This is a genomic window from Nannocystis punicea (assembly GCF_026965555.1).
GTDB lineage: Bacteria > Myxococcota_A > Polyangia > Nannocystales > Nannocystaceae > Nannocystis > Nannocystis punicea.
In genome coordinates, this window is record NZ_CP114040.1 from 5,016,587 (window position 1) to 5,038,572 (window position 21,986).

The 21,986-nt window shown below is 72.2% G+C and carries 17 protein-coding genes; 11 read left to right on the top strand and 6 right to left on the bottom strand.

What is annotated here, in order from left to right; all coding sequences use genetic code 11:
* Positions 1-83: 83 nt before the first annotated feature.
* Complete coding sequence (locus tag O0S08_RS19420; RefSeq protein ID WP_269040684.1) at positions 84-602, bottom strand: hypothetical protein; 519 nt, start codon at positions 600-602, stop codon at positions 84-86.
* A gap of 108 nt (positions 603-710) precedes the next feature.
* Here O0S08_RS19420 and grxD point away from each other — a divergent pair, with 108 nt between their 5' ends.
* Complete coding sequence (gene grxD, locus O0S08_RS51080; RefSeq protein WP_276082607.1) at positions 711-1,631, top strand: Grx4 family monothiol glutaredoxin; 921 nt, start codon at positions 711-713, stop codon at positions 1,629-1,631.
* A gap of 131 nt (positions 1,632-1,762) precedes the next feature.
* Positions 1,763-2,140 carry a hypothetical protein gene (locus tag O0S08_RS19435; RefSeq protein WP_269040685.1) on the top strand — a complete coding sequence of 126 codons (378 nt, stop codon included), beginning with the start codon at positions 1,763-1,765 and terminating at the stop codon, positions 2,138-2,140.
* A gap of 162 nt (positions 2,141-2,302) precedes the next feature.
* Here O0S08_RS19435 and O0S08_RS19440 read toward each other — a convergent pair whose 3' ends face one another.
* Entirely contained in the window at positions 2,303-2,794 is a 492-nt protein-coding gene (locus O0S08_RS19440; protein ID WP_269040686.1) for a hypothetical protein, read from the bottom strand.
* A 67-nt stretch (positions 2,795-2,861) separates the two neighbouring features.
* On the opposite strand from O0S08_RS19440, the gene O0S08_RS19445 reads away from it, so the two are divergent.
* From O0S08_RS19445 to O0S08_RS19460, 4 genes are all read left to right on the top strand, one after another.
* Positions 2,862-4,913: an ABC-F family ATP-binding cassette domain-containing protein gene (locus O0S08_RS19445; protein ID WP_269040687.1), complete on the top strand. Its 2,052-nt coding sequence runs from the start codon at positions 2,862-2,864 to the stop codon at positions 4,911-4,913.
* A gap of 182 nt (positions 4,914-5,095) precedes the next feature.
* Complete coding sequence (locus tag O0S08_RS19450) at positions 5,096-6,088, top strand: ADYC domain-containing protein (protein WP_269040688.1); 993 nt, start codon at positions 5,096-5,098, stop codon at positions 6,086-6,088.
* Positions 6,089-6,096: 8 nt separating this feature from the next.
* Positions 6,097-8,844, top strand: coding sequence for a serine/threonine-protein kinase (locus O0S08_RS19455; protein ID WP_269040689.1), 2,748 nt, complete (start codon positions 6,097-6,099; stop codon positions 8,842-8,844).
* A 36-nt stretch (positions 8,845-8,880) separates the two neighbouring features.
* Positions 8,881-11,532 (top strand): serine/threonine-protein kinase, encoded by a 2,652-nt coding sequence (locus O0S08_RS19460; protein WP_269040690.1) that lies wholly within the window; start codon positions 8,881-8,883, stop codon positions 11,530-11,532.
* A 160-nt stretch (positions 11,533-11,692) separates the two neighbouring features.
* On the opposite strand, the gene O0S08_RS19465 is transcribed toward O0S08_RS19460, so the two are convergent.
* Complete coding sequence (locus O0S08_RS19465) at positions 11,693-12,982, bottom strand: tetratricopeptide repeat protein (RefSeq protein WP_269040691.1); 1,290 nt, start codon at positions 12,980-12,982, stop codon at positions 11,693-11,695.
* A 147-nt stretch (positions 12,983-13,129) separates the two neighbouring features.
* On the opposite strand from O0S08_RS19465, the gene O0S08_RS19470 reads away from it, so the two are divergent.
* From O0S08_RS19470 to O0S08_RS19480, 3 genes are all read left to right on the top strand, one after another.
* Entirely contained in the window at positions 13,130-14,236 is a 1,107-nt protein-coding gene (locus O0S08_RS19470; protein WP_269040692.1) for a pyridoxal-phosphate dependent enzyme, read from the top strand.
* A gap of 199 nt (positions 14,237-14,435) precedes the next feature.
* Complete coding sequence (locus O0S08_RS19475) at positions 14,436-16,631, top strand: 3-hydroxyacyl-CoA dehydrogenase NAD-binding domain-containing protein (protein ID WP_269040693.1); 2,196 nt, start codon at positions 14,436-14,438, stop codon at positions 16,629-16,631.
* On the top strand, positions 16,628-17,923 hold the full coding sequence (locus tag O0S08_RS19480) for an acetyl-CoA C-acyltransferase (protein WP_269040694.1): 1,296 nt from the start codon (positions 16,628-16,630) through the stop codon (positions 17,921-17,923). Before O0S08_RS19475 ends, O0S08_RS19480 begins: the two co-directional genes overlap by 4 nt.
* A gap of 465 nt (positions 17,924-18,388) precedes the next feature.
* On the opposite strand, the gene O0S08_RS19485 is transcribed toward O0S08_RS19480, so the two are convergent.
* Positions 18,389-19,180: a hypothetical protein gene (locus tag O0S08_RS19485; RefSeq protein ID WP_269040695.1), complete on the bottom strand. Its 792-nt coding sequence runs from the start codon at positions 19,178-19,180 to the stop codon at positions 18,389-18,391.
* A gap of 18 nt (positions 19,181-19,198) precedes the next feature.
* Positions 19,199-20,221 carry a hypothetical protein gene (locus tag O0S08_RS19490; RefSeq protein ID WP_269040696.1) on the bottom strand — a complete coding sequence of 341 codons (1,023 nt, stop codon included), beginning with the start codon at positions 20,219-20,221 and terminating at the stop codon, positions 19,199-19,201.
* Positions 20,222-20,330: 109 nt separating this feature from the next.
* Here O0S08_RS19490 and O0S08_RS19495 point away from each other — a divergent pair, with 109 nt between their 5' ends.
* Positions 20,331-21,269: a CapA family protein gene (locus O0S08_RS19495; RefSeq protein ID WP_269040697.1), complete on the top strand. Its 939-nt coding sequence runs from the start codon at positions 20,331-20,333 to the stop codon at positions 21,267-21,269.
* Between the two features lie 174 nt (positions 21,270-21,443).
* Here O0S08_RS19495 and O0S08_RS19500 read toward each other — a convergent pair whose 3' ends face one another.
* Positions 21,444-21,575, bottom strand: a complete 132-nt coding sequence (locus tag O0S08_RS19500) for a hypothetical protein (protein ID WP_269040698.1) — start codon at positions 21,573-21,575, stop codon at positions 21,444-21,446.
* 76 nt (positions 21,576-21,651) lie between these two features.
* On the opposite strand from O0S08_RS19500, the gene O0S08_RS19505 reads away from it, so the two are divergent.
* Positions 21,652-21,906: a hypothetical protein gene (locus O0S08_RS19505; protein ID WP_269040699.1), complete on the top strand. Its 255-nt coding sequence runs from the start codon at positions 21,652-21,654 to the stop codon at positions 21,904-21,906.
* Positions 21,907-21,986: the final 80 nt, after the last annotated feature.

Genomic DNA, 21,986 nt, shown 5'->3' on the forward strand with positions numbered 1-21,986 from the left:
CCGCCGACAAGCGGCCTCCGAACGCGCGAGTGCGGGCGCGAAGGCCCAATCTCCGCGATCGCGGCCGGGCTGCGCAAGAATTCTCATTCGCGCGCCGGCGCGGCGCAGGCCTCGGCCTCGGCCTCGCAGCCGGCGGGGTTGTCATCCATGAGGAGGAAGCCGATGCAGGCCAGGCACACCGGATCCATCAAGGTCTCGGTGGTGCAAGCCTCGCTCTCGAAGCAGGACATGCCGACGCACAGCGCCAGCTCGAACGCCTCGCCGGCCTCTTCCGGCGACAGGCCGTCGGCGCACATCTGGGCGCACTCGAGGTCGAAGGAGAGGGCACACGGGAGCACGCAGTCGAGCAGCTCGCCGCAGGTCGGTGGCGGCTCCGGCGCGAGGGTGGTGCTGCTGCCGCCGGTGGTGGTGTCGCCGCCGGTGGTGGTCGTCGTGGTCGTGAGCTCGCCGGTGGTCGGTGGTTCGCCGGTGGTGGTGGTGGTGCCGGTGCTGGTGCTGGTGGTGTCGGGCTGGTCGAGCCCGCCGAGCAGGTCGTCGCTGTTGCAGGCCGAGCTGATGCAGATAGCGACGACCAGGGCGAGGAGCGACGCACGACGCGACATGCTACCGCCACGATAGCAGGTGCAAGCCCGCGCCGGGGGGCAGGTGCCTGAGAAGCCGCACGCGCGCCGGCGCGAGGCGAGTTCGAGGGGCGGTAGTACACTGCCGGGATGTCGCTGACAGAGGCGCTGCGAGACAGGATCCAGGGGCTCATCGCTGCCGACGGGGTGGTGCTGTTCATGAAGGGGACCCGGTTCCGCCCGGCGTGCGGCTTCTCGGCCGGCGTGGTCGAGGTGCTCGACTCGCTGCTGCCGCGCTGGACCAGCGTCGATGTGCTGGCCGACGCGGAGCTGCGCGAGGGGATCAAGGAGTTCTCGGCCTGGCCGACGATCCCGCAGCTGTACGTCCGCGGCGAGTTCGTCGGCGGGGCCGACATCGTCCGCGAGATGCACGCGTCGGGCGAGCTGGCGACGCTGCTCGGGGCGCAGGAGGTGAGGCCGCCGCAGGTCCACGTCAGCCAACGCGCAGCCGCGGTGTTGCGCGAGGTCACCGCCGAGGCGGGCCCGGGCGAGACGATCCGCGTGCGCATCAGCCCGCGCTTCGAGCACGATCTGGCGGTCGAGGGTCGCGAGGCCGGCGACCTCGAGATCACCGTCGAGGGCGTCACGCTCGTGTTCGATCGCATGAGCGCGGCCCGGGCCGACGGCCTCCGCATCGACTTCGTCGAGCGCGACGGCGAGGCGGGCTTCGCCATCGACAACCCCAACGCGCCGGCGCAGGTCCGCCCGATCACGGCGCGCGAGCTGCAGGGCAAGCTCGCGCAAGGGGCGGTGCGGCTGTTCGACGTGCGCACGCCGCAGGAGCAGGCCATCGCGGCGATCGCCGGGGCGCGCCTGCTCGACGAGGCGGCGCGCGCGGAGATCCTGGAGCTCGATCGCGGGACGCCGCTGGTGTTCCACTGCCACCACGGGATGCGCTCGCAGCAGGCGGCCGAGTTCTTCGTCGGCCAGGGCTTCCGCGAGGTCTACAACCTCCGCGGCGGGATCGACGCCTGGTCGCGCGAGGTCGACTCCGGGGTGCCGCGCTACTGAGGTCGGGCGAGGAAGGGCCGCCAGCGTTGCGCTTGACCGGTCCGGATCGGTAAACTAGCGTCCTCGGCATCCGCGCCATGTCCTTCGCTTCTCCTATCGTTCGCTCGTTGTCGCGCCCTGTCCTCGGGGTCATGTCGCTCCTGCTCGCGGTCGGCCTCGGCGGCTGCGCCAGCCCGTGCGAGCGCCTCGCCAAGGGGGTGTGCGCGGGCGGCGACGCCGACTACTGCGCGGCGGTCGATGCCTGGCTCGCCACCCGTTTGATCGACCCCGCGACGAAGGAGCCGCTGGTCGGCGAGGCCCGCGACCAGATGTGCGGGGCCATCTACGACAACGTCGAGATGTTCTACGCCTACCAGTTCAAGGCCAAGCAGAAGATCCTCGGCGAGCCCGACTTCATCCTGGCGTCGCAGAAGAAGGCGCAGGAGGAGGCCGAGGCCTACGAGGAGGCGTCGAAGAAGATCAAGCAGGACGACGAGGAGTCGCCTGGCGGCGCGAACATGTCCGATTGAGCAGGCCCCATCGGGCAGGTGCGAAGGGACAGGTCCGCGAGGACAGGTCGCGGCCGCGGCCGCGGCGGTGAAGGGCGCGGCTGTTCGTGAGGACAGGTTGTCGGGGCCGCGGCGGCGGGCCGCTCGAAGGGGTCGATGCGGCCGGCGGCGCGATCGGACGGGTCACGCGCTCGGCGGGTGCGCGGGCACGGGCAGGCGGCGATCGCCGAGCCGCAGGGCGACGGGGTCGCCGTCGTCGAGCCAGGGGGCGAGGTCGGCGAGGGCGGTGTTGGTGAAGCGGACGCTGAGGGCGCGGCCGCTGTGCTGGGCGGGGACGGTGCAGCGCAGGCCCTGGCCGGGCTCCTCCCACAGGGTGTCGGGGTCGAGCGGGAGGTCGCGGCCGTCGTCGAGGTGGAGCCGCGGGGTGCCGTCGCCGGTGCGGGTGACCCGGAGGACGCGCAGGAGGCAGTCCTCGACCTGGAGGTAGCACCACTGCTCGCCCACCCGCAGGCTGGGCTCGCCGGCGGGGGTGCAGTCGAGGCCGCGGAGGAACAGCGCGCGCACGCCCGGGTGGGTGACGGGGTCGTCCTCGAAGAAGAACTGACCGCGTCGGTCGAGCCGCAGGGGGACCTGGCGCCTGAGCCGCTCGAGGGTTTCCGGGTCGAGGGTGGTCATCGCGTCGTGAGTGTACGCGCACCACGGCCGCGTGCACGCCCCCGGAGTTCGGCGATAACCCGCGGCCGTGAGCATCGTCGTGTTCGAGAACGTGTCGCTGGGCTTCGGCAAGAAGACCATCGTCGAGGCTCTGAACCTGCGGATCGGGCGCGAGGACCGGATCGGCCTGATCGGGCCCAACGGCTCCGGCAAGTCGACGCTGCTGCGGATGCTGGCCAACGAGCAGGGCACCGACCGCGGCCAGATCCGCTACGCGCGCGGGGTGCGGATCGGCTACCTGTCGCAGGACCTCAAGCTCGGCGGCGGGCAGACGCTGACGAGCTTCGTCGTCGGCAGCGTGCCCGGGCGCGCCGAGCTCGAGCGCCGGCTGGTCGAGGCGGAGCGCGAGATGGCGGCGGCGGAGCAGGGCGGCGACGAGGAGACGATGATGACGGCGGCGGAGCGGCTGGCCGACGCGCACACGCGGGCCGCCGACTTCGACACCCAGTACACCGAGCACGAGGCGCTGCGGATCCTCGCCGGCCTCGGCTTCCAGCCGGAGGACGCGACCCGCGACCTCGACGAGTTCAGCGGCGGGTGGAAGATGCGCGCGGTGCTGGCGTCGCTGCTGTTCCAGCAGCCCGACCTGCTGCTGCTCGACGAGCCGACCAACCACCTCGACCTGCCGTCGGTGGCGTGGTTCTCGGCCTATCTCAAGCGCTACCGGCGAGCGTTCGTGCTGGTGTCGCACGACCGCGAGTTCCTCAACGAGCAGATCGATCGCGTGGTCAGCTTCGAGCCGGAGGGGATCCGCCAGTTCAGCGGCGACTACGAGGGCTACAAGCGCCAGCGCGCCGAGGAAGAGGTGGTGCTCGAGAACAAGGCCAAGAACCTGGCCCGCGAGCGCGAGAAGACCGAGCAGTTCATCGAGCGCTTCCGGGCCCAGGCCAACAAGGCGGCGGCGGTGCAGAGCCGGATCAAGATGCTCGAGAAGATGGAGGAGGTGCGGGTGTTCGAGCGCCGCCAGGTGATGCACTTCGGCTTCCCGCCGTGCGACCGCACCGGCAACGAGAGCCTGCGCGTCGACGGCCTGCGCAAGGCCTACGGGCCGCGGGTGGTCCTCGACGGGGTCGACCTCAGCGTCCGCCGCGGCGAGAAGATCGGCATCATCGGGGTCAACGGCGCCGGCAAGACCACGCTGCTGCGCACCATCGCCGGCGAGCTGCAGCCCGACGGCGGCAGCATCACCTTCGGCAACAAGATCAAGGTCGGCTACTACGCGCAGCACCACGCCGACGCGCTCCGCAGCGAGCGCACCGTGTTCGAGGAGGTCGCCGCCGTCGACCCCAGCGCCGGGCAGACGCGCGTGCGCACGATCCTCGGCGCGTTCCTGTTCAGCGGCGACGACGTCGACAAGCCGATCCGCGTGCTGTCCGGCGGCGAGCGGGCCCGCGTGGCCCTGGCCAAGCTGCTGCTGAAGCCCGGCAACCTGCTGCTGATGGACGAGCCGACCAACCACCTCGACCTCGAGTCGAGCGAGAGCCTGGCCGAGTCGCTCAAGACCTACGACGGCACGCTGCTGTTCGTCAGCCACAACCGCAGCTTCGTGCGCGCGCTGGCGACCCGGATCTGGGACGTCGAGGGCGGCAAGGTCGAGACCTACCCGGGCACGCTCGACGAGTACATGGACTCGAGCCGCCGCCGCCGCGAGGGCGAGCCGCCCGCGGCCCCGACCCGGACCGCCGGTCCGACCCGTCCTTCGGAGCAGGTCCAAAAGGGCAGGAACGAACAGCCAGGTCGTAACGACAAGGTCCCGGCGGACAGGTCCGAACCGGCGAAGCCTGGCCGCGAGGCCAGGCGGCGCGAGGCCGAGCGCCGCAGCGAACGCAACCGCGTCCTCGGACCCCTCCGCAAGCGCGTCGCCGCGATGGAAGGGGAGATCGCGGCGCTGGAGGCCGAACAGCGCCGTCGCAGCGCCCTGCTCGCAGATCCGGCGACCTACGCCGACAACGCCCGCCGCAGCGAATTGCTCGACGGCTATCGTCGCGACGCGACCGCGCTTGAGGAGCTCACCGCTCGCTGGGAGGTCGCGCAGGCCGAACTCGAAGGAATGGAAGCGGAAGTGGCGAGCGACGGTTGAGCTCGCACGCGTCGGGGCCTCTCTGACAATGCAATGGCAGGCTCCAGTTCCGCCTACTTCGTTCTGCGAGGAATGCACAGTGGACGCTGTCGCAAGTTGAGCGGACGATCACGATAACGCCGCACATGCGCTCCGGCGCCGCGTTCGCGGCGTAACGCTGAGCACGCTGCTATATTGCGTCGATGCCGAAGCGGGAGGTGTCGATGTCGAAGCGAATGACGTGGCTGACCGGGGTTGCGGCGAGTTGGACGATGGGCGCCGGCTGCGACGTGCCGCAGGCGGGCGAGTGCGGCTGCAGCGACGAGGCGGTGAGCGTGCGCGAGACCCAGCTGAACGGGACGCGGCTGAACGGGACGCGGCTGAACGGGACACGGCTGAACGGGACGCGGCTGAACGGGACGCGGCTCAACGGGCCCGACGGGTCCGCCGACTACATCGAGATCGAGAAGATCAAGCTCCGCAAGGAGTCGTACAACATCGCCTCGAGCTGGCTCGTGGGCAGCAACCTGCACGTCAAGACGACGTCCAACGAGGTGTTCTCGGGGACCCAGCTCGACTCGACGAAGATCAAGTTCGACCTGCTCGAGGACCACTCGTCGCGGAAGAAGACGGTCAAGGTCCTCGACGTCGAGCCGCTGTCGCCGAGCTCCGACGTCCTGCTCTACGATCTTTCGCTCAAGGTCGACGACAACGAGTGGGTGCCGCTGTGCGTCGACAACGCCGGGGAGCCGACGCAGGCGATCCTGTTGGGGGATGTGTGGGACGCGTCCACCGGCGACCGCCTGACTCCCACTGCCGACGGTCTGACGTTCGCCTGCCGCGACGCGGCGCTCGCGAAGTGCGTCGAGTGGGGCTATAAGCCGTGGGATCCGCAGCTGCGCGACCACCATCAGGCGTGCACGCGGCTGGTCCGCGCCGACTATTGCGGCGACGGTGTGTCGCACACGGCGCCCGGGACGTTGGTCCACGTGCTCGATCAGGTCGGCGTTCAGACCGTCGATCCGGAGCGTCAATTCGTGGTCGAGGCCGAGTGGGGCCCCGACGGCGCGGTGTGCCTGAACGGTGCCAACACGCGGCTCGGGGGGCAGCAGATCGGGTGCAGCATCCCCGCGTGCGGCGCCGACTTCGCGTCCGGCGGCCTGATCCAGAGCGGCAAGATCGTGGTAGGTCCCTAGATGGTCGGATGAGCGAGGCGAGCCCAGACCCCGCGTCGATCGGCCCCTTCATCGTGGAGCGCAAGCTCGGTGAAGGGGCCATGGGCGTGGTGTTCGCCGGCTACGACCGCAAGCTCGAGCGCAAGGTGGCGCTCAAGCTGGTCCGCAGGCAGCTGCTCAACAACCCGGCGGTGCGCGAGCGGATGACCCGCGAGGCGCAGGCGATGGCGCGCCTGTCGAACCCCAACGTCGTGCAAGTCTACCAGGTCGGCGAGCACGACGGCGGCATCTACATGGCGATGGAGTACGTCGAGGGCGAGACGCTCTCGGAGTGGCTCAGGAGCGCGCCACGGCCGTGGCAGCTGATCCTCCGCACGGTCTGCGACGCCGGTCGCGGTTTGGCGGCGGCCCACGCGGCGGGGCTGGTCCATCGCGACTTCAAGCCCGACAACGTGCTGGTGGACGCCGGCGGCCGCGCGCGCGTCCTCGACTTCGGCTTGGTGCAGGCGGAAGGCAGCCCCGACGAGCAGGCCGAACGGGCGGCTCGCGGCGCGGCGCTCGACCAGGAGCTGGCGGTCACGGCTCTGGGCGAGCCGTCGCCGAGCCACTCGACTTCGCCGGGGACCGAGCCGCTCGACCGCTCGCATCTGCTGCACTGGTCGATCCGCCTGACGCAGATGGGCAACGTGCTCGGGACGCCGGCGTACATGTCGCCGGAGCAGCACTTCGGGCGCCCGGCCGGGCCGACGTCGGATCAGTTCAGCTTCGCCATCACGCTGTACGAGGCGCTGTACGGGGCGCGCCCGTTCGTCGGCGACTCGTGGGCGGCGATTCGCCTGCAGGTCGAGGACGGCATCGTCCCGCCGCCGCCGCTCGAGTCGCCGGTGCCGCGGCGCCTGTTCAAGGCGATCGCGCGGGCGCTGGCGATCGAGCCGGAGGCGCGCTGGCCGAGCGTGGCGGCGATGATCGCGGCGCTCGAGCACGACCCGTGGAAGGTGCGCGTGCGGGTGGCGGCGATGGCGGGGCTCATCGGCGTGGCGTCGGTGGCGAGCTACGCGGTGGCGGTGTCGCAGGTCGAGGGCGGGCAGCGCTGTCAGTTCGACGCCGACAAGCTCGCGGGGGTGTGGGATCAGCCGCGCGAGGCGGCGATGACCCGCGCGTTCGAGGCGACGCACCTGCCCTTTGCGACAGACACCGCGCGGCGCGTGAAGGGGCGCATCGATGCGTATGCAAAGTCGTGGCTCGGAGCGCGCCAGGCGGCCTGTCAAGATCACGCGGCCGGGGTCCAGACCGATCGCCTGATCGATCTGCGGGTGGCCTGCCTCGAGCGTCGCAAGGCCCACCTGGCGACGCTGGTCGACGTGTTCCTGGCCGCCGACCGGGCGGTGGTCGAGAACGCGGTGCAGGCGACGGCCTCGCTGCCGAGCCTCGGCGCGTGCGCCGACTCGAGCGACCTGGTGGCGACGGTGCCGCCCGACGATCCGGCGGTGGCCGAGCGCGTCGAGGTGGTCGGCCGCGAGCTGGGCCGCGTCGACATCTTCGAGCGCACCGGGCAGTACGAGCAGGGCCTGGCGCTGGCGAAGCAGCTGCGCGCGGAGGCGGCGGGCCTCGGCTACGCGCCGCTCGAGGCCCAGGCGGCGCTGAGCGAGGGCCGGGTGTTGATGGCGTCGGTGCGCGCGGCCGAGGCCGAGGCGGCGCTGCGCCAGGCGCTCAAGCTGGGCATCGCCCACGACCTGCACGCGACCGCGGCCGAGGCGGCGATCATGCGGATCTTCGTGCTCGGCAACGACCTCGAGCGCCCGCGCGAGGCGCTGGCGGCGGCGCCGTTCGCCGAGGCGCTGGTGGAGCGGGCCCGCGGCGCGGGGCTGCTGGCGGCGCTGCTGCACAACAACACCGGGGCGATGCACGATCTGCTCGGCGACGTCGAGCAGGCGCAGGCCAGCTACGAGCAGGCGATCGCGGGGCTGCGCGGGCTGGCCGAGCCCGATCCGCTCGAGGCGATCGTGCACCACAACCTCGGGCAGATGTTCCTCGACCGCCGCCGCCTCGAGCCGGCGCACGACCACTTCGCCCGCGCTCGCGACCGGTTCGTGGCGATCGTCGGCGACGGTCACCCGCTGGTGGCCCACCCGCTGATCGGGCTCGGCGACGTCGACCTCGGACGCGGCCGCCACTTCGAGGCGATGCCGAGCTACCTGCGCGCGCTGGCCCTCCTCGAGGGCGCGCACGGGCCGGAGCACCGCCACCTGATGTACCCGCTGGTCGGCCTCGGCCACGCGCACGTGCAGGCGGGCCGCTTCGACGAGGCGGCGAAGTACTACGCGCGCGCGGTGCAGATCGCGGAGCGGGCGGAGGTTTATGACAAGTTCCTCGCCGAGGCGCTCGAGGGCCTGGCGGACGTCTCCGCGGCGGCCGACGCGGTGCCGCAGGCGCAGCAGCTGTACGAGCGGGCCGCGGCGGCCTACGACGAGGCGCTCGGCCCGGACGACGAGACGGGGGCGCGCGCGGCGCTGCGGGCCGGCGAGCTGGCGCGTCAACGAGGCGACCGCGAGTCGGCGCTCCGGTGGTTCGAGCGGGTGCTGGCGAAGAAGCGCGAGGCCGATGCGCACCACCACGCCCGCGCTGCGGCTCAGCTCGCTTCGCTGCTGGCGGCGCGCGGCGGGGCGGCCGCACGCGTCTGCGAATTGGCTCAGGGAGCCGCCAGTGGCCTCGACGAGGCCGATCCGCTGCGCGCAGAAGCGAGCAAGCTGGCCCGCGAGTCCTGTGCGCCCGGTTGAGCGAGGGCTCGGCGGGGCGGGGTATGATCCACGAACGTGAGCACCGGTGACGTGGAGGACACGGTTCCGGGGGAGAAGGCCCCCGCTTCGCCGCGCCCTTCGCCCGAGCCCGTCGAGGTCCCGCAGAGCATCGGTCGCTATCGCGTGTTGTCGCAGCTCGGCGCCGGCGGTATGGGCGTGGTCTACGCGGCGTACGACAACGACCTCGATCGCAAGGTGGCGATCAAGCTGGTGTTGCCCGACAGCGAGGGCCACGGCCGCGAGGCGGCGCTGCTGCGCGAGGCGCAGGCGCTGGCCAAGGTGGAGCACCCGCACGTGGTGCGCGTGTACGAGGTCGGCAACTTCCGCGGCCAGGTCTACCTGGTGATGGAGTTCCTCAGCGGCGCGACGCTGCGGAGCTGGATGCGCGCCGAGCCGCGGCCGTGGCGGCAGCGGCTGGCGGTGCTGATCCAGGCGGGGAGGGGACTGCAGGCGGCGCACGACGCCGGGGTGGTGCACCACGACTTCAAGCCCGACAACGTGGTGGTCGACGCCTCGGGCCTGGCGCGCGTGGTCGACTTCGGGCTGGCGCAGGCCGACAGCGGCGAGGACGACACCGCGGTGCACGGCACGCCGCGCTACATGCCGCCCGAGCAGTGGCGCGGCGAGCCGGCGGGGCCGCGGGCGGATCAGTTCAGCTTCGCGGTGACGCTCTACGAGGCGCTGTACGGCCGGCGCCCGTTCGCCGGGGCGACCGCGATCCTCCTGCGCGAGGCGATCGAGCTCGGGGTGGTGCCGCCGCCGCCGTCCGACTCGAAGATCCCGCGGCGGTTCTTCCGGATCCTCGAGCGGGCGCTGTCGCCGTCGCCGGAGGCGCGCTGGCCGAGCATGGCCGACATGCTGGCGGCGCTCGAGCACGACCCGTGGGTGGTGCCGCTGCGGGTGCTGGCGGTCAGCGTGGCGCTGGTGGTCGTCGCCGTCGCCAGCTACGCGACGGGGACGTGGCGGGCGATCGCGGGGCCGCGCTGCGAGGTCGCGGGCGAGCGGCTCGACGCGGTGTGGGGCGAGCCGCAGCGCGTCGAGCTGCGCCGGGCCTTCAAGTCCACCGGCCTGGGCTTCGCGCGCGACGTCGGCGACCGCGTGATCGCCCGCCTCGACGACTACGCCGAGGCGTGGCGTGACGAGCGACGCGCGGTCTGCCAGGAGCACGCGTCGGGGCTCCAGACCGATCGGTTGACCGACCTGCGCAACGCGTGCCTGGAGCAGCGCCTCGCTCACCTGTCGGCGCTGGTCCAGGTGTTCTCGGCGCCCGACCCGTCGGTGGTCGAGAACGCGGTGCAAGCGACCGCGGCGCTGCCGGGGCTGGCCGCCTGCGCCGACGCCAACGCGCTGCTCGCAGTGGTCCTACCCGACGATCCGACCGTGGTGCGCGAGATCGAGGGGCTGCGGGCCCGGCTGGCCCGCGCCGACGTGCTCGAGCAGACGGGGCGCTACGAGGACGGGCTGAAGATCGCGGCCGAGGTGCGCGAGGAGGCGGCGCGGCTCGGCTACGCGCCGCTGGCGGCCGAGGCGGCGCTCAGCGACGGGCGGCTGCGGATGGCGGCCACGCCGGGGGCGGAGGCCGAGGCGGCGCTGGCCGAGGCGGTGCGGCTCGGGATCGCCAACGATCAATACGCGGTCGCGGCCGAGGCGGCGGTGATTCACATGTACGTCGTGGGCAGCGACGAGAGCCGGCGCGGCGAGGCGCTGGCGTCGGTGATGTACGCCGAGGCGCTGGTGGTCCGCACGCACGGCGAGGCGCGGCTGGTCGCGCTGCTGCACAACAACATCGGCACGCTGCACGACGACCGCGAGGGCAGCGTCGAGCTGGCGCGATCCCACTACGAGCGGGCGATCGACGCGCTGCGCGTGCGCGGCGCGGCGGACCCGCTGGCGGCGATCGTCCACCACAACCTCGGGATCATGTACGTCAACCACGGGCGGCTCGACGAGGCGCGGGCGCAGTTCGAGCGCGCGCTCGAGCTGTTCGCCACGATCTTCGGCGCCGACCACCCGCTCGGCGCTCACCCGCGGATCGGCTTCGGCGACGTGGCGCTGCGCCGCGGCGCGTACGCCGAGGCCATCCCGCACTACCGCGAGGCCATCGCGTTGCTCGAGCCGTCGCTCGGCGCGGAGCACCAGTACTTGCTCGATCCGCTGGCCGGCCTCGGCGTCGCCTACGTGGGCGTGGGCATGTACGCGGAGGCGCAGCCGTACCTCGCGCGGGCGCTGGCGATCGCCGAGCGCGACGGGCTGCGGCGCGAGCCGGTGGGCGACGCGCTGGTCGGCCTCGCCGACATCGCCGCGGCCGCGAGCCGGACCGCGGAGGCGCGCGACCTCTACGGCCGGGCCGCCGAGCTGTACGAGGGCTCGCTCGAGAGCGACCCGGCCAAGGCCTCGCGGGCGGCGCTCAAGGCCGGCGAGCTGTCGGCGGCGCTCGGCGAGCGCGACCAGGCGATCCAGTGGTTCGAGCGGGTGCGGGTCAACCAGCGCGGGCCCGAGCTCGAGCGGGGACAGGCGTCCCTGTCGCTGGCGACGCTGCTGTCGAGCCGCGCCGCCGAGCGGGCCCGCGTGTGCGCGCTGCTGACGAGCGGGCGCTCGGCGGTGCCCGACGGCGACCTGCGGCGGGTGGACACCGAGGCGCTGTTCAGCGGCTGCGAGCGGCACTGAGCGACGCACGGAGAGCGCATGCGGCCGGCGGCTGCTACGGCGCGCGGACCCCGAGCGCCTGAGTGAACGGACATGTCCTGGAAGACATGCTCGTTCAGGCATGCTCAGGAAAACATGCCCGCAAGGACATGTCCTCACAGACATGCCCGCGCGGACAGCCTCAGCCGGCGCCGCGGCGGAGGCGGGCCAGCTGCGAGTTGGCGTCGCGGGCGTAGCGGCCGCTCGGCGCCAGCTTCAGGTAGGTCTCGTAGGCGACCACCGCGCCGGCGTCGTCCTTGCCGGCCTGGCGCAGCACGCCGAGGGTGAGCCAGCAGTCGGCGAGGTTGGGGTCGATGGCGACGCACTTGTCGGCCGTGGTCCGCGACTCGGACATCTTGCCCTGCTCGAGCTGGACCTGGGCCGTGAGCAGCAGGACCTCGGGGTGCTCGGGCGCCTGCTGGGCCAGCTCCGCGAGGGCGGTCGAGGCGACCTTGAGCTTGCCGTCCTTGTAGGCGTCCTTGGCCTTGTCGAGGCGGTCGAGGAACGCGGGGTCGGTCGGCGCGGGCGGCGGGGGGGCCGGCTTGGGGGCCTCGACGAGCTTGGTCTCCGGCGGCGGCTCGGCCTTGACCTCGGGCGCCTTGGCGTCCGGCAGCGGCTCGGCCGCGGTGTCGGCGGCGAGCGGGTCGGTGCTCGCCTCGTCGCCGCCGAACAGCGGGCCGCGCAACGCGTAGAGCGCGACCGCGACGACCACTGCGGCCACGGCCCCGATCAGCGGCCACGGCGGGGGCGGGGGCGGGGGCGGCGTGGCGAACAGATCGTCGTCGCCGCCGCTGTCGCCGACCGGGTCGGCCGCGCCGAGGAACGCCTGCATGAACTCGTCGGCGGGGCGGGCCTGGAACGACGGCGGCGCGTCGCTCGGGAGCGCGGGGATCGGCGCGGACGCGATCGGCTGCTGCGGCGGCGGCGGCAGCGGCAGCGACTGCGGCTGCGGCGGGGTGGCGAGGATCGGCGTGAGCGCCGGCAGGACGTCGAGGTCGAGGTCGCCGCCGAGCGGAGCGAGCTCGGCCGGACGGGACAGCGATCCGCCGCCGAAGTCATGCCGGTCCGGCTGGGCGGCAGAGGTGCTCCGCGGCTCCGCCGGCAGCGGGGCGATGCCGCCGCGCAGGGTCGTCGAGAACACGCTGTCGCTCGCCAGGCTGGAGCTCGGCGGCGGCTCGCTGACGGGCGCGGCTGTCCCCTGGAACATGTGCGAGAGACCAGACGTGGGCGCGGACTGCGAGGGCTGGCCGAAGTCACCGAGCGGGCGCTCGTCGGCGCCGCGCGAGGAGGACAGGCTGGCGAACGCCGAGGACGCGGGCGCCGCGGCGGGCGCGGCTTCGGGGCGCCGCGACGGATCCAACCACTCGCCGCAGTATCGGCACTTGACGGCGACTTCCTGGATCTGCTCCCCACAGAACGGGCAAGGTTTCATTAGAGTTGGAAGCATACCGGGCCCTGCGGCCGCGACCCAGCATCGGGGTGATTCAGGCCCGAGTCCTCTCATGAGGAAGGTCTCGCCTATCTTTGCTGCGAGGCGTAACGCCTCTCGGGCAAGCTGGCTCGGCTCGTCTCTCGGCCCATGAAGCGCGAACACCATCTCTCGCCGTTCCTGCGCAACCCCCCGGCCCGGCTCGATCTGGCGAGCCTGCCGACCCCGGTCGAGCGCGCGCCGTGGCTCGATGCTCCAGGCGCCGCGGTCTACGTCAAGCGCGACGATCAGACCAGCCGACTCTATGGCGGCGGCAAGGTTCGCAAGCTGGAGTGGCTGCTCGCCAACCCGCCGTACGACGATCGACGTCCGATCGTGTCGGTCGGCGGGATCGGCAGTCACCACCTCGTGGCGCTGGCGCTCCACCTGCAGGCGCAGGGCCGCGAGCTGCACGCCTGGGTGTTCGACCAGGTCCCGACCAGGCACACGCTCGACGATCTGGCGGTGCTGCTGTCGACGGGCGCCAAGCTGTGGGCGGTGCCGACGCGACCGGCGCTGCCGCTGGCGTGGCTGGCGTATCGCACGTGGAACAGGCCGGAGCAGGCAGGCGTGTACATGCCGCCCGGCGGGACCACCGGGCTGGCGTGCCTGGGCTTCGTCGAGGCCGGGCTCGAGCTCGCGCAGCAGGTGAAAGACGGCGTGCTGCCGGCTCCGCAGGCGCTCTACGTCACCGGGGGCACGTGCGGGTCGTGCTGCGGGCTGGCGCTCGGGCTGGCGCTGGCGGGCCTGCCGGTGCGCGTGCGGGTGGTGTCGGCGCTCGAGCGCCTGTACCTCGGGACGACGCTGCTGAAGCGCACGCTCGGCCAGGCCTTCGCCGCGCTGGTGAGGGCCGGGCTGCGGCCCGAGCTGGCCGCGCTCGGCCCGGCCGGGCTGCTGGCGCGCGCCGGCGTGACCTGGTCGATCGACCACTCGCAGGTCGGGTCCGGCTACGCGGTGCCGACCGCGGCCGGGGAGGAGGCCGTCGCCCTGGCCGCGAGCGGCGGGCTGTCGCTCGAGACGACCTACACCGGCAAGTGCCTGGCGGCCCTGCGCCGCGACCTGGCGGCCGGGGCGGTGTCCGGACCGGTGGTGTTCTGGGACACCCACGGCGCCAACGACCTGCGGCAGCACATCGTCCCCGGCTGGGAGGCGCGCGTGCCCATGGCGCTGCGGCGGCGGCTCATCCGCGCCGGCGCGGCCCTGCCGGCCGCGACCTGAGGGGATGAACTTCGGGGCATGTCGTGAGGGACATGTCCCGAAAGTCATGCAAGCAACGAGGCCGCGACCTCGCCGGAGGCGGCGGCCGGGCGGGGGCGAGCTCCGGGTCCGGCCGACCCCGGCGGCCGGCGGCAGTCCGGGCCCGGCAGGACGGATTGTGCTTGCGCCGGGTGGGCCTTCGCGTCAATGTCCGCCCGCCATGTTCACCCTCACGCTCGACCCACCGGAGGTGTCGCCCCGCCTCGCGGTCATCACGATCGACCGCCCGGGCGAGAAGGTCAATACGATCGCTCCGGCGGCGCTCGCCGCGATCGAGGAGCAGTTCGCGGAGCTCGACAGTACGCCCGGCCTGGCCGGCGTCGTGCTGATCTCGGGCAAGCCCGACAACTTCATCGCCGGCGCCGACGTCGAGGTGTTCGCCACCGCGAAGGACCGCAAGGACGTCGAGACGTTCAGCCGCAAGGGCCACGAGGTCCTCAAGCGGATCGCCAATTCGAAGGTGCCGATCGTCGCCGCGATCCACGGGGCCTGCCTCGGCGCCGGCCTCGAGCTCGCGCTGTGCTGCACCTGGCGGATCGCCACCGACTCGCCGAAGACGGTGCTCGGCCTGCCCGAGACGATGCTCGGCCTGTTCCCCGGCGGCGGCGGCGTGACCCGCCTGCCGCGCCTCATCGGCGTGCGCGAGGCGCTCGACGTGATCCTCACCGGCCGCAACATCCGGCCGCGCGCGGCCAAGAAGATGGGCCTCGTCGACCAGGTGGTGAGCGAGGAGTCGCTGCTGGCGGCCGCTCGCCGGGCCGCGGGGCTGCTGGCGGCGCACAAGATCGAGCCGCACCTGCACCCGAAGAGCGACGTGGCGCGGGTGCTGCTCGAGCAGAACCCGGTCGGCCGGCGGGTGCTCTTCAACCAGGCGCGCAAGACGGTCCAGCGCAAGACGCTGGGGCTGTATCCGGCGCCGCTGGTGGCGATCGACCTGATCGAGCGCGGGCTGTCGCTGCCGCTCGACGAGGCGCTGGCCCAGGAGCCGCCGGCGTTCGCCGAGCTGGCGGTCGGCCCGGTGGCGCAGAACCTGGTGTCGCTGTTCCGCCGCAGCAACGCGCTCAAGAAGCAAGAGGTCGAGGACGCCGAGGGTGCGGTCGTCGAGGGCCGGCCGATCTCCCGCCTGGGCATGGTCGGCGGCGGCTTCATGGGCGCCGACATCGCGGTGGTCTCGGCCGAGAAGGGCATCGAGACGCGGATCCGCGACATCGCCCCGGAGCCGCTGGGGAAGGCGCTGGCCCACTGCAAGGCGTACTTCGACCGCCGCGCCAAGAGCCTCGGCGAGCGCCATGTCTTCAAGGCCAGGAGCCGCGTCAGCGGCAGCCTCGAGCTGGCCGGCTTCGGCACGATGGACCTCATCATCGAGGCGGTGCCCGAGAACCTCGGCCTCAAGCAGGACGTGTTCGCCCAGCTCGAGGCGCTCGTCCCGTCGACGACGATCCTGGCCACCAACACCTCGGCGCTGCCGATCGGCAAGATCGGTGCGAAGCTGCAGCACAAGGACCGCCTGATCGGCCTGCACTTCTTCTCGCCGGTGTCGAAGATGCCGCTGCTCGAGATCGTGGTGACGCCGGAGACGTCGCCGCAGACGCTGGCGACCTGCCTGCGCTACGCGGCGCAGATCGGCAAGACGCCGATCGTGGTCAAGGACGGCCCGGGCTTCTACACCACCCGCGTGCTCGGCTTCTACTTGATGGCCGCGCTGCAGATGGTCCAGGACGGCCACACGATCGAGGCGGTCGACCGCGGCGCGCGTCAGGTCGGCTGGCCGGTCGGCCCGATCACGCTGCTCGACGAGGTCGGCATCGACGTCGGCGCGAAGGTGTCGAAGACGCTGGCCGAGGCGTTCCCGGAGCGCATCGTCGTGCCCGACACGGTCGACCAGTTCCTCGCCAGCAAGCGCTACGGCCGCAAGAACGGCCGCGGGTTCTACATCTACCCCGGCGAGCACGAGCGCGGGTTCCTCGGCAAGAAGCCGCGCAAGCGCGTCGACCCCGAGGTCTACGAGTTCTTCGCCGGCCGCACGCCGCTGGCCGAGCCCGGCGACCCGGAGGAGCTGGGCGAGCGCTTGACGCTGATCGCGGCGCTCGAGGCGATCCGCTGCCTCGAAGAGGGCATCATCGCCTCGCCCCGCGACGGGGACATCGGCGCGGTGTTCGGCTTCGGCTACCCGCCGATGCGCGGCGGGCCGTTCCGCCACATCGACGCGCTCGGCCCGGGCGCGGTGGTCAGCCGCCTGGCCCAGCTCCGCGAGCGCTACGGCGACGCGTACACGCCCCCGGCGCTGCTCCTCGAGCTGGCCAGGTCGGGCAAGAATTTCTCGAGCCTCAACAAGGATGAGGGAGGTGCCGCATGAGTTCGCAGGTCCGCAGAGTCGCGGTGGTCGCCGGGGCGCGTACGCCCTTTTGTAAGGCGGGCGGGCAGCTGATCCGCAGCTCGGCCGTGCAGCTCGGCGTGGCGGCAGCCCGCGAGACGCTGATGCGGGCCCAGATCCGGCCCGAACGCGTGCAGCAGCTCATCTTCGGCATCGTCTCGCCGCCGGTCGGGGCGCCCAACATCGCCCGCGAGATCGCGCTGGCCGGGGCGTTCCCCACCGGGGTGCCGGGCTTCACGATCAGCATGGCCTGCATCTCGAGCAACCAGGCGATCACGTCCGCCGCCGAAGCCATCGCGCTCGGCAAGGCCGACGTCATCCTCGCCGGCGGCGCCGAGGTGCTCAGCGACGTGCCGATCCAGTTCGGCCGCCGCTTCCGCGACGCGCTGTTCGCCGCCAGCAAGGCCCGCAGCGCCAGCGATCGCCTGAAGGCGTTCCGCGGGGTCAAGCTCGGCGACCTCGCGCCGGTGGCCCCCGCCATCGCCGAGACGTCGACCGGCCAGACGATGGGCCAGTCGGCCGAGAAGATGGCCAAGGCGTTCGGCATCAAGCGCGAAGACCAGGACAAGTTCGCCGCCCAGAGCCACCACCGCGCCGGCGAGGCGTGGAAGAACAAGCTCATCTCGCCCCGCATCGCGCCGGTGGCCGTGCCGCGCGGCAAGGAGGTGTCGATCGTGACGAGCGACGACCACCCGCGCCCCGACACGACGGTCGAGAAGCTGGCCCAGCTCAAGCCGGTGTTCGACCGCGAGCTCGGCTCGGTCACCGCCGGCAACAGCTCGCCGCTGACCGACGGCGCGTCGGCGGTGCTGCTGGCGTCGGAAGAGGTGGCCCGCGCCGAAGGCTGGCCGATCCTCGGGCTCCTCCGCGGCTACCAGTACACGGCCATCGATCCGTTCGAACACCTGCTCATGGGCCCCGTCAGCGCGGTCGCCAGCGTGCTCGACCAGACCGGCCTGGCGCTGTCCGACATCGGCGTGATCGAGATGCACGAGGCGTTCGCCGCCCAGGTGCTGGCCAACATCCACGGCCTCGGCTCGGCCAAGTACTGCGCCGAGAAGCTCGGCCGTCCGGCCGCGGTCGGGGAGATCGATCCGACGTTCATCAACCAGTGGGGCGGCAGCATCAGCCTCGGCCACCCGTTCGGCGCGACCGGCGGCCGCCTGGTGATGCAGCTGCTCGACCAGATGGCCGAAAAGTCGGCCCAGTTCGGGCTGATCTCGGCCTGCGCGGCCGGCGGCATGGGCTCGGCGCTGATCTTCGAGCGGGCGTAGCTCGCTCGCTTCGACAGACGGGCCTCGAGGTCGCCTCGGGGCCCGTTTGCTTTTCGGGGATCGAGGGATCGTGGACCGCGGCTTCATGCGTCAATGCATGACGATCGTCGCACGGCGGGGCCGGGTCCCGGATGGATACGAGGCGAGGGTCGCGGGGCCGGTGTCCGGGGCGACCTGGCCCCTCAGACAGGTGCTCGAACTTCGTGACGATCGGGGCGCTTCGAGGCGGCAGTTGCCTCGTTCTGCGCAACTCGGTGCCAGGTCGCCCCGGCCCCCGTCCTCGGGAGCTCTCTTTGGGCGGAACGGTCGGCGTTCGCCGAGATCCGGGACCCGGCCCCGCCTGAATGGCGAGCGCCGCCGTGCGCCGGACCTTCCCGGGTCGCCCGACAGGGTTATTCAGGCATGACCGTAAAACAATGTTTCTGTGGACATGCTCTTACGGGCATGTTCATTGGGACATGACATTCAGGCGAGCTGGGTGTCGTCGTCGAGGCGGTCGTCGTCGAGGTCGACGTCTTCGTCTCCGAGGCGATCGAGGACATCGTCTTCGTCGTCGCGGCGGGCGAGGAGCGTCGAGGCGTTGGGCAGGGCGGCGGCGCTGTAGCGGAGGGGGGCGACGCCGACGCGCTTGATCCGGAACAGGTTGAGGCCGATGGCGGCGGTGACGTCGGGGCTGCCGCGGTACTGGAGGCGGCAGTCGCCGGTGGCGGCGATCTGAAGCGAGCCGCTGAGCTTGCCGAACTTCTGGAAGCGCAGGAGGTCGGGCGGGTCGCCGCGCAGGGTGACGCTGGCGTCGCCGGCCTCGGAGCCGTAGAAGAGCAGGTCGCGGCCCTTGAACAGCTCGCCGACCACGAAGTAGCGGAGGAACGGCCAGTCGTCGCGGTCGCGCAGGCCGAGGGCGATCTGGCGCGGGCTCTGGAGGCGATCGACGTCGAGCTCGGCGACGGAGACGAAGAAGGAGGAGCGGCGCGAGAGGCCGATCTGGAGCTCGGCGGCGGCGTCGCCGACGGCGAGCTCGGCGGCGCCGGCGAAGCCGCGGCTGCCCTCGCTGTGGTACTGGAACTTGTCGGCCCGTCGACCGCCCGGTTCGACGACGAGGGGGACGCCGAAGTCGGTGGTGAGGTGGCCGACGCGGACGAACACGCCGCCGCGGAACACGCCGTAGTCGCCGGGTTGCACGTCGAGCAGGGGCGGCCAGACCGCCCGACAACGCAGGTGCTTCCGCAGCGAACGGGTGTACTCGCGGGCGATGCTCATCGACCCACTATGGCACGCCTACTCCCAGTCGAGCAGACTGAGCGAGGCGCGCACGAGTTCGCCCATGGACTCGCAGCGCAAGAAGCGGTCGTCGCGGTGGTGATGCGCGAGCTCCTGTCGCAGCCGCGTGATGTTCTCGACGGGCGCGAGCTCGTCGTCGCTCATGGTGTGCAGGAGATCGCCGAGCGCCTCGTGCTCCGCGCGCGCGCGCAGCCGCAACAGCGCGTGCTCCTCCTCCTGATACTGCTTGACCGACTCGTGCGTCATGCACGACATGGCGAGGAAGATGACCGCGTTGTTCTGCGAGTAGTACTTGGGCATGTACACGTTGCAGCGGCCCTCGTAGCTCTGCTGGTCGAAGTCGATCGCGCGCAGCCGGACCATCACCTCGTCGAGGTCGGGGATGACGTTGACGACGAAGTTGCTCGAGTGCATGTCGCCGAGGAGGCGCACGAAGCAGCGCTCGTTGAACTTGACGAACTCCTTGGCCAGGCGCACCGCCTCGATCCGCGAGTCGCCCAGGTGCTCGCGGATGAACTGATCGCCGGGAATCCCGGCGATGTGCTCCTCGATGAGGGTGACGCCGTCGGTGATGTACTGGATCCGGCTCGGCGACAGCAGATCCTCGAGCTCGAGGCCGTAGAGCCGCGAGGCGTCGGCGTGCTTGACGTAGAAGTAGTCGAAGTTCTCGTTGAGGGTGTTGAGGATCCGGACGCGGAACGGCTGGGTGTTGCCGTAGGTGCAGACGTCGACGCGGTCGGTGATGAGGTGCTGCATCAGCGCCGCGTTGCCCATGACCCGCATCGCCGCGTAGGTGCGCACGAGGTCGCGGTGGATCTCCTTGCGCATGGAGGCCGGGAACAGCACCGACTGCCACAATGTGTCGCGCCCGCGCTTGTCGTAGACCGGGGTGGCGTCGTCGTAGCGCGTGAGATCGGCGTACGAGACCGGCAGCTCGGCGAGGCGGCCGTGACGGCGGAGGTAGCCGCGCAGACCCTCCTGGACGCGGTAGGGGCGCTTCTTCCTCGAGATCATCGCCATGCGGCGGCAGGATGACGGCTCGCCGTCGCCGGCGCAAGCAGGCCCCTGCGACGTCCCTCCGCCGCGGTCGTGTCTGGCGCAGGAGGCCGAACCTCGGCATGCTGCCGGGGTGCGAGCGTGGGTCGCGGTCTGGCTCGGCGCAGCGCTCGCGTGTGGGCGCGAGGCTGGCCCTTCGGACAGGCGAGAGGTCGAGGCGCCGGCGGTCGCCGAGCTGTGGTTCGCGGGCGACGTCCACCTCGGCCCGGGCGGGGCAGGGGCGCTCGCGGAGCTGGCAGCCGCGATGCCGGGCGCGGGCGGGGTCGTCAACCTCGAGGGCCCGATCGACGTCCGCGGCGCCCAGGGGGTGGTGCACGAGGCGGGCGCGTTGCGCCTGTTCAATGGGACAGGTACCCCCGCCGAGCTCGCGCGCGCCGGGATCGTCGCCGTCGACCTCGCCAACAACCACGCCGTCGACGCCGGACCCGCGGGCCCGGCGACCACCGCCGCGGCCCTGCGCTCCGCCGGCCTGGCGCCGTTCGGCGGCCCGGCCGGGGTGGCGGTGATCGAGCAGAACGGCCTGCGCGTGGCCCTCGCCGGCTTCGACCTGGCCGACGAGGTGCCGCCGGAGCTCCCCGCCGCCCTGGCCGAGGCGAGCCGCGCGGGAGATGTCCTCGCGGTCAGCTTTCACACCGCAGGTCCGCCGCTCTACCTCCCCGAGCCCCCGCTGCGCCGCGCAGCCAACCTGGCCTTCGAGGCAGGTGCCGTCGTCGTCGTCGCCCACGGCACGCACTCGCTGGCCGGCGCCGAGCTCCGGGGCCCCGGGGTCGTCGCCTGGGGCCTCGGTAACGCCGCCTTCGCCTGCGACTGCACCGACGAGCGTGAGGCGCTGGTGCTGCGCGTGCGACTCGGCCGTCACGGGGTCGAGTCCGCCGCCCTGATACCGATCGACGCCGGACTCCGCGGCCAGCCCGCGCACCTGGCCGGCGACCCCGCGCCGGTGCTCGATCTGCTGCGAGCGCTCGGCGTGCAAGGCAGTCGGGATCGCGATCGAATCACCCTCACGCAGTGAGCGATCGTCACCGTGGTACAGTGGAGGCGATGGTTTTCGATATGTCGTCGCTGCGACCGTCGCGGTCTTGATCGCCGCCTGTGGGCCGGGCAAGGACCAACCCGAACCCGGTTCGACCGGCGACACCGCAACGACGACGGACCCGACCTCGTCGGTGACCGCGGACTCGCTCTCTCACAGCGCCACCAGCGTGGGATCGCCGACCGAGGACCCGAGCACGGGCGACGCTCCCACGACCTCGGGCCCGGCGCCCACGACGACGACGGACGCGACCACGAGCAGCACCAGCTCGAGCACGACGGACACGACTGGGCCAGGGGGCGGCCTCTATGGCCCTTGCCAGGTCGGCGAGCCGCGCTGCGCGGAAGGGCTCACCTGCATCGTGTTCGAAGACCTCGGTGCCAGTATCCCGGGCGACTACTGCGCGCACACCTGCGACAGCTCGCCGGATTCATGCCCACCGACCGGCACGCCGGGTCTGGCGATGTGCATCGTGGTCCTCGACATGGGCGGCGACCCCACGCACTGCGCTGTCCTCTGCGACCCGCAGCTGCGCGACCCCGGATGTCCGCCGGAGACGAGCTGCAAGGACGTCCCGGACTTGCAGCCGCCAGTCGGCGTCTGCACCGCTCCGTAAACGTCGCGGGGCGGCGTGGATGCTCGCCGCCCGGCGGTACCTGCTGTCTCTTCATCCATGCCCCGAAGGGCATGTCCGAT

What these genes read in the sequence shown, in the direction of transcription:
- O0S08_RS19470 (WP_269040692.1), top strand. Translation starts at nt 13,130, where the DNA reads ATGAAGCGCGAACACCATCTCTCGCCGTTCCTGCGCAACCCCCCGGCC.
- O0S08_RS19420 (WP_269040684.1), bottom strand. Translation starts at nt 602, where the DNA reads ATGTCGCGTCGTGCGTCGCTCCTCGCCCTGGTCGTCGCTATCTGCATC.
- grxD (WP_276082607.1), top strand. Translation starts at nt 711, where the DNA reads ATGTCGCTGACAGAGGCGCTGCGAGACAGGATCCAGGGGCTCATCGCT.
- O0S08_RS19465 (WP_269040691.1), bottom strand. Translation starts at nt 12,982, where the DNA reads ATGAAACCTTGCCCGTTCTGTGGGGAGCAGATCCAGGAAGTCGCCGTC.
- O0S08_RS19435 (WP_269040685.1), top strand. Translation starts at nt 1,763, where the DNA reads ATGTCGCTCCTGCTCGCGGTCGGCCTCGGCGGCTGCGCCAGCCCGTGC.
- O0S08_RS19490 (WP_269040696.1), bottom strand. Translation starts at nt 20,221, where the DNA reads ATGGCGATGATCTCGAGGAAGAAGCGCCCCTACCGCGTCCAGGAGGGT.
- O0S08_RS19440 (WP_269040686.1), bottom strand. Translation starts at nt 2,794, where the DNA reads ATGACCACCCTCGACCCGGAAACCCTCGAGCGGCTCAGGCGCCAGGTC.
- O0S08_RS19485 (WP_269040695.1), bottom strand. Translation starts at nt 19,180, where the DNA reads ATGAGCATCGCCCGCGAGTACACCCGTTCGCTGCGGAAGCACCTGCGT.
- O0S08_RS19450 (WP_269040688.1), top strand. Translation starts at nt 5,096, where the DNA reads ATGCCGAAGCGGGAGGTGTCGATGTCGAAGCGAATGACGTGGCTGACC.
- O0S08_RS19455 (WP_269040689.1), top strand. Translation starts at nt 6,097, where the DNA reads ATGAGCGAGGCGAGCCCAGACCCCGCGTCGATCGGCCCCTTCATCGTG.
- O0S08_RS19475 (WP_269040693.1), top strand. Translation starts at nt 14,436, where the DNA reads ATGTTCACCCTCACGCTCGACCCACCGGAGGTGTCGCCCCGCCTCGCG.
- O0S08_RS19480 (WP_269040694.1), top strand. Translation starts at nt 16,628, where the DNA reads ATGAGTTCGCAGGTCCGCAGAGTCGCGGTGGTCGCCGGGGCGCGTACG.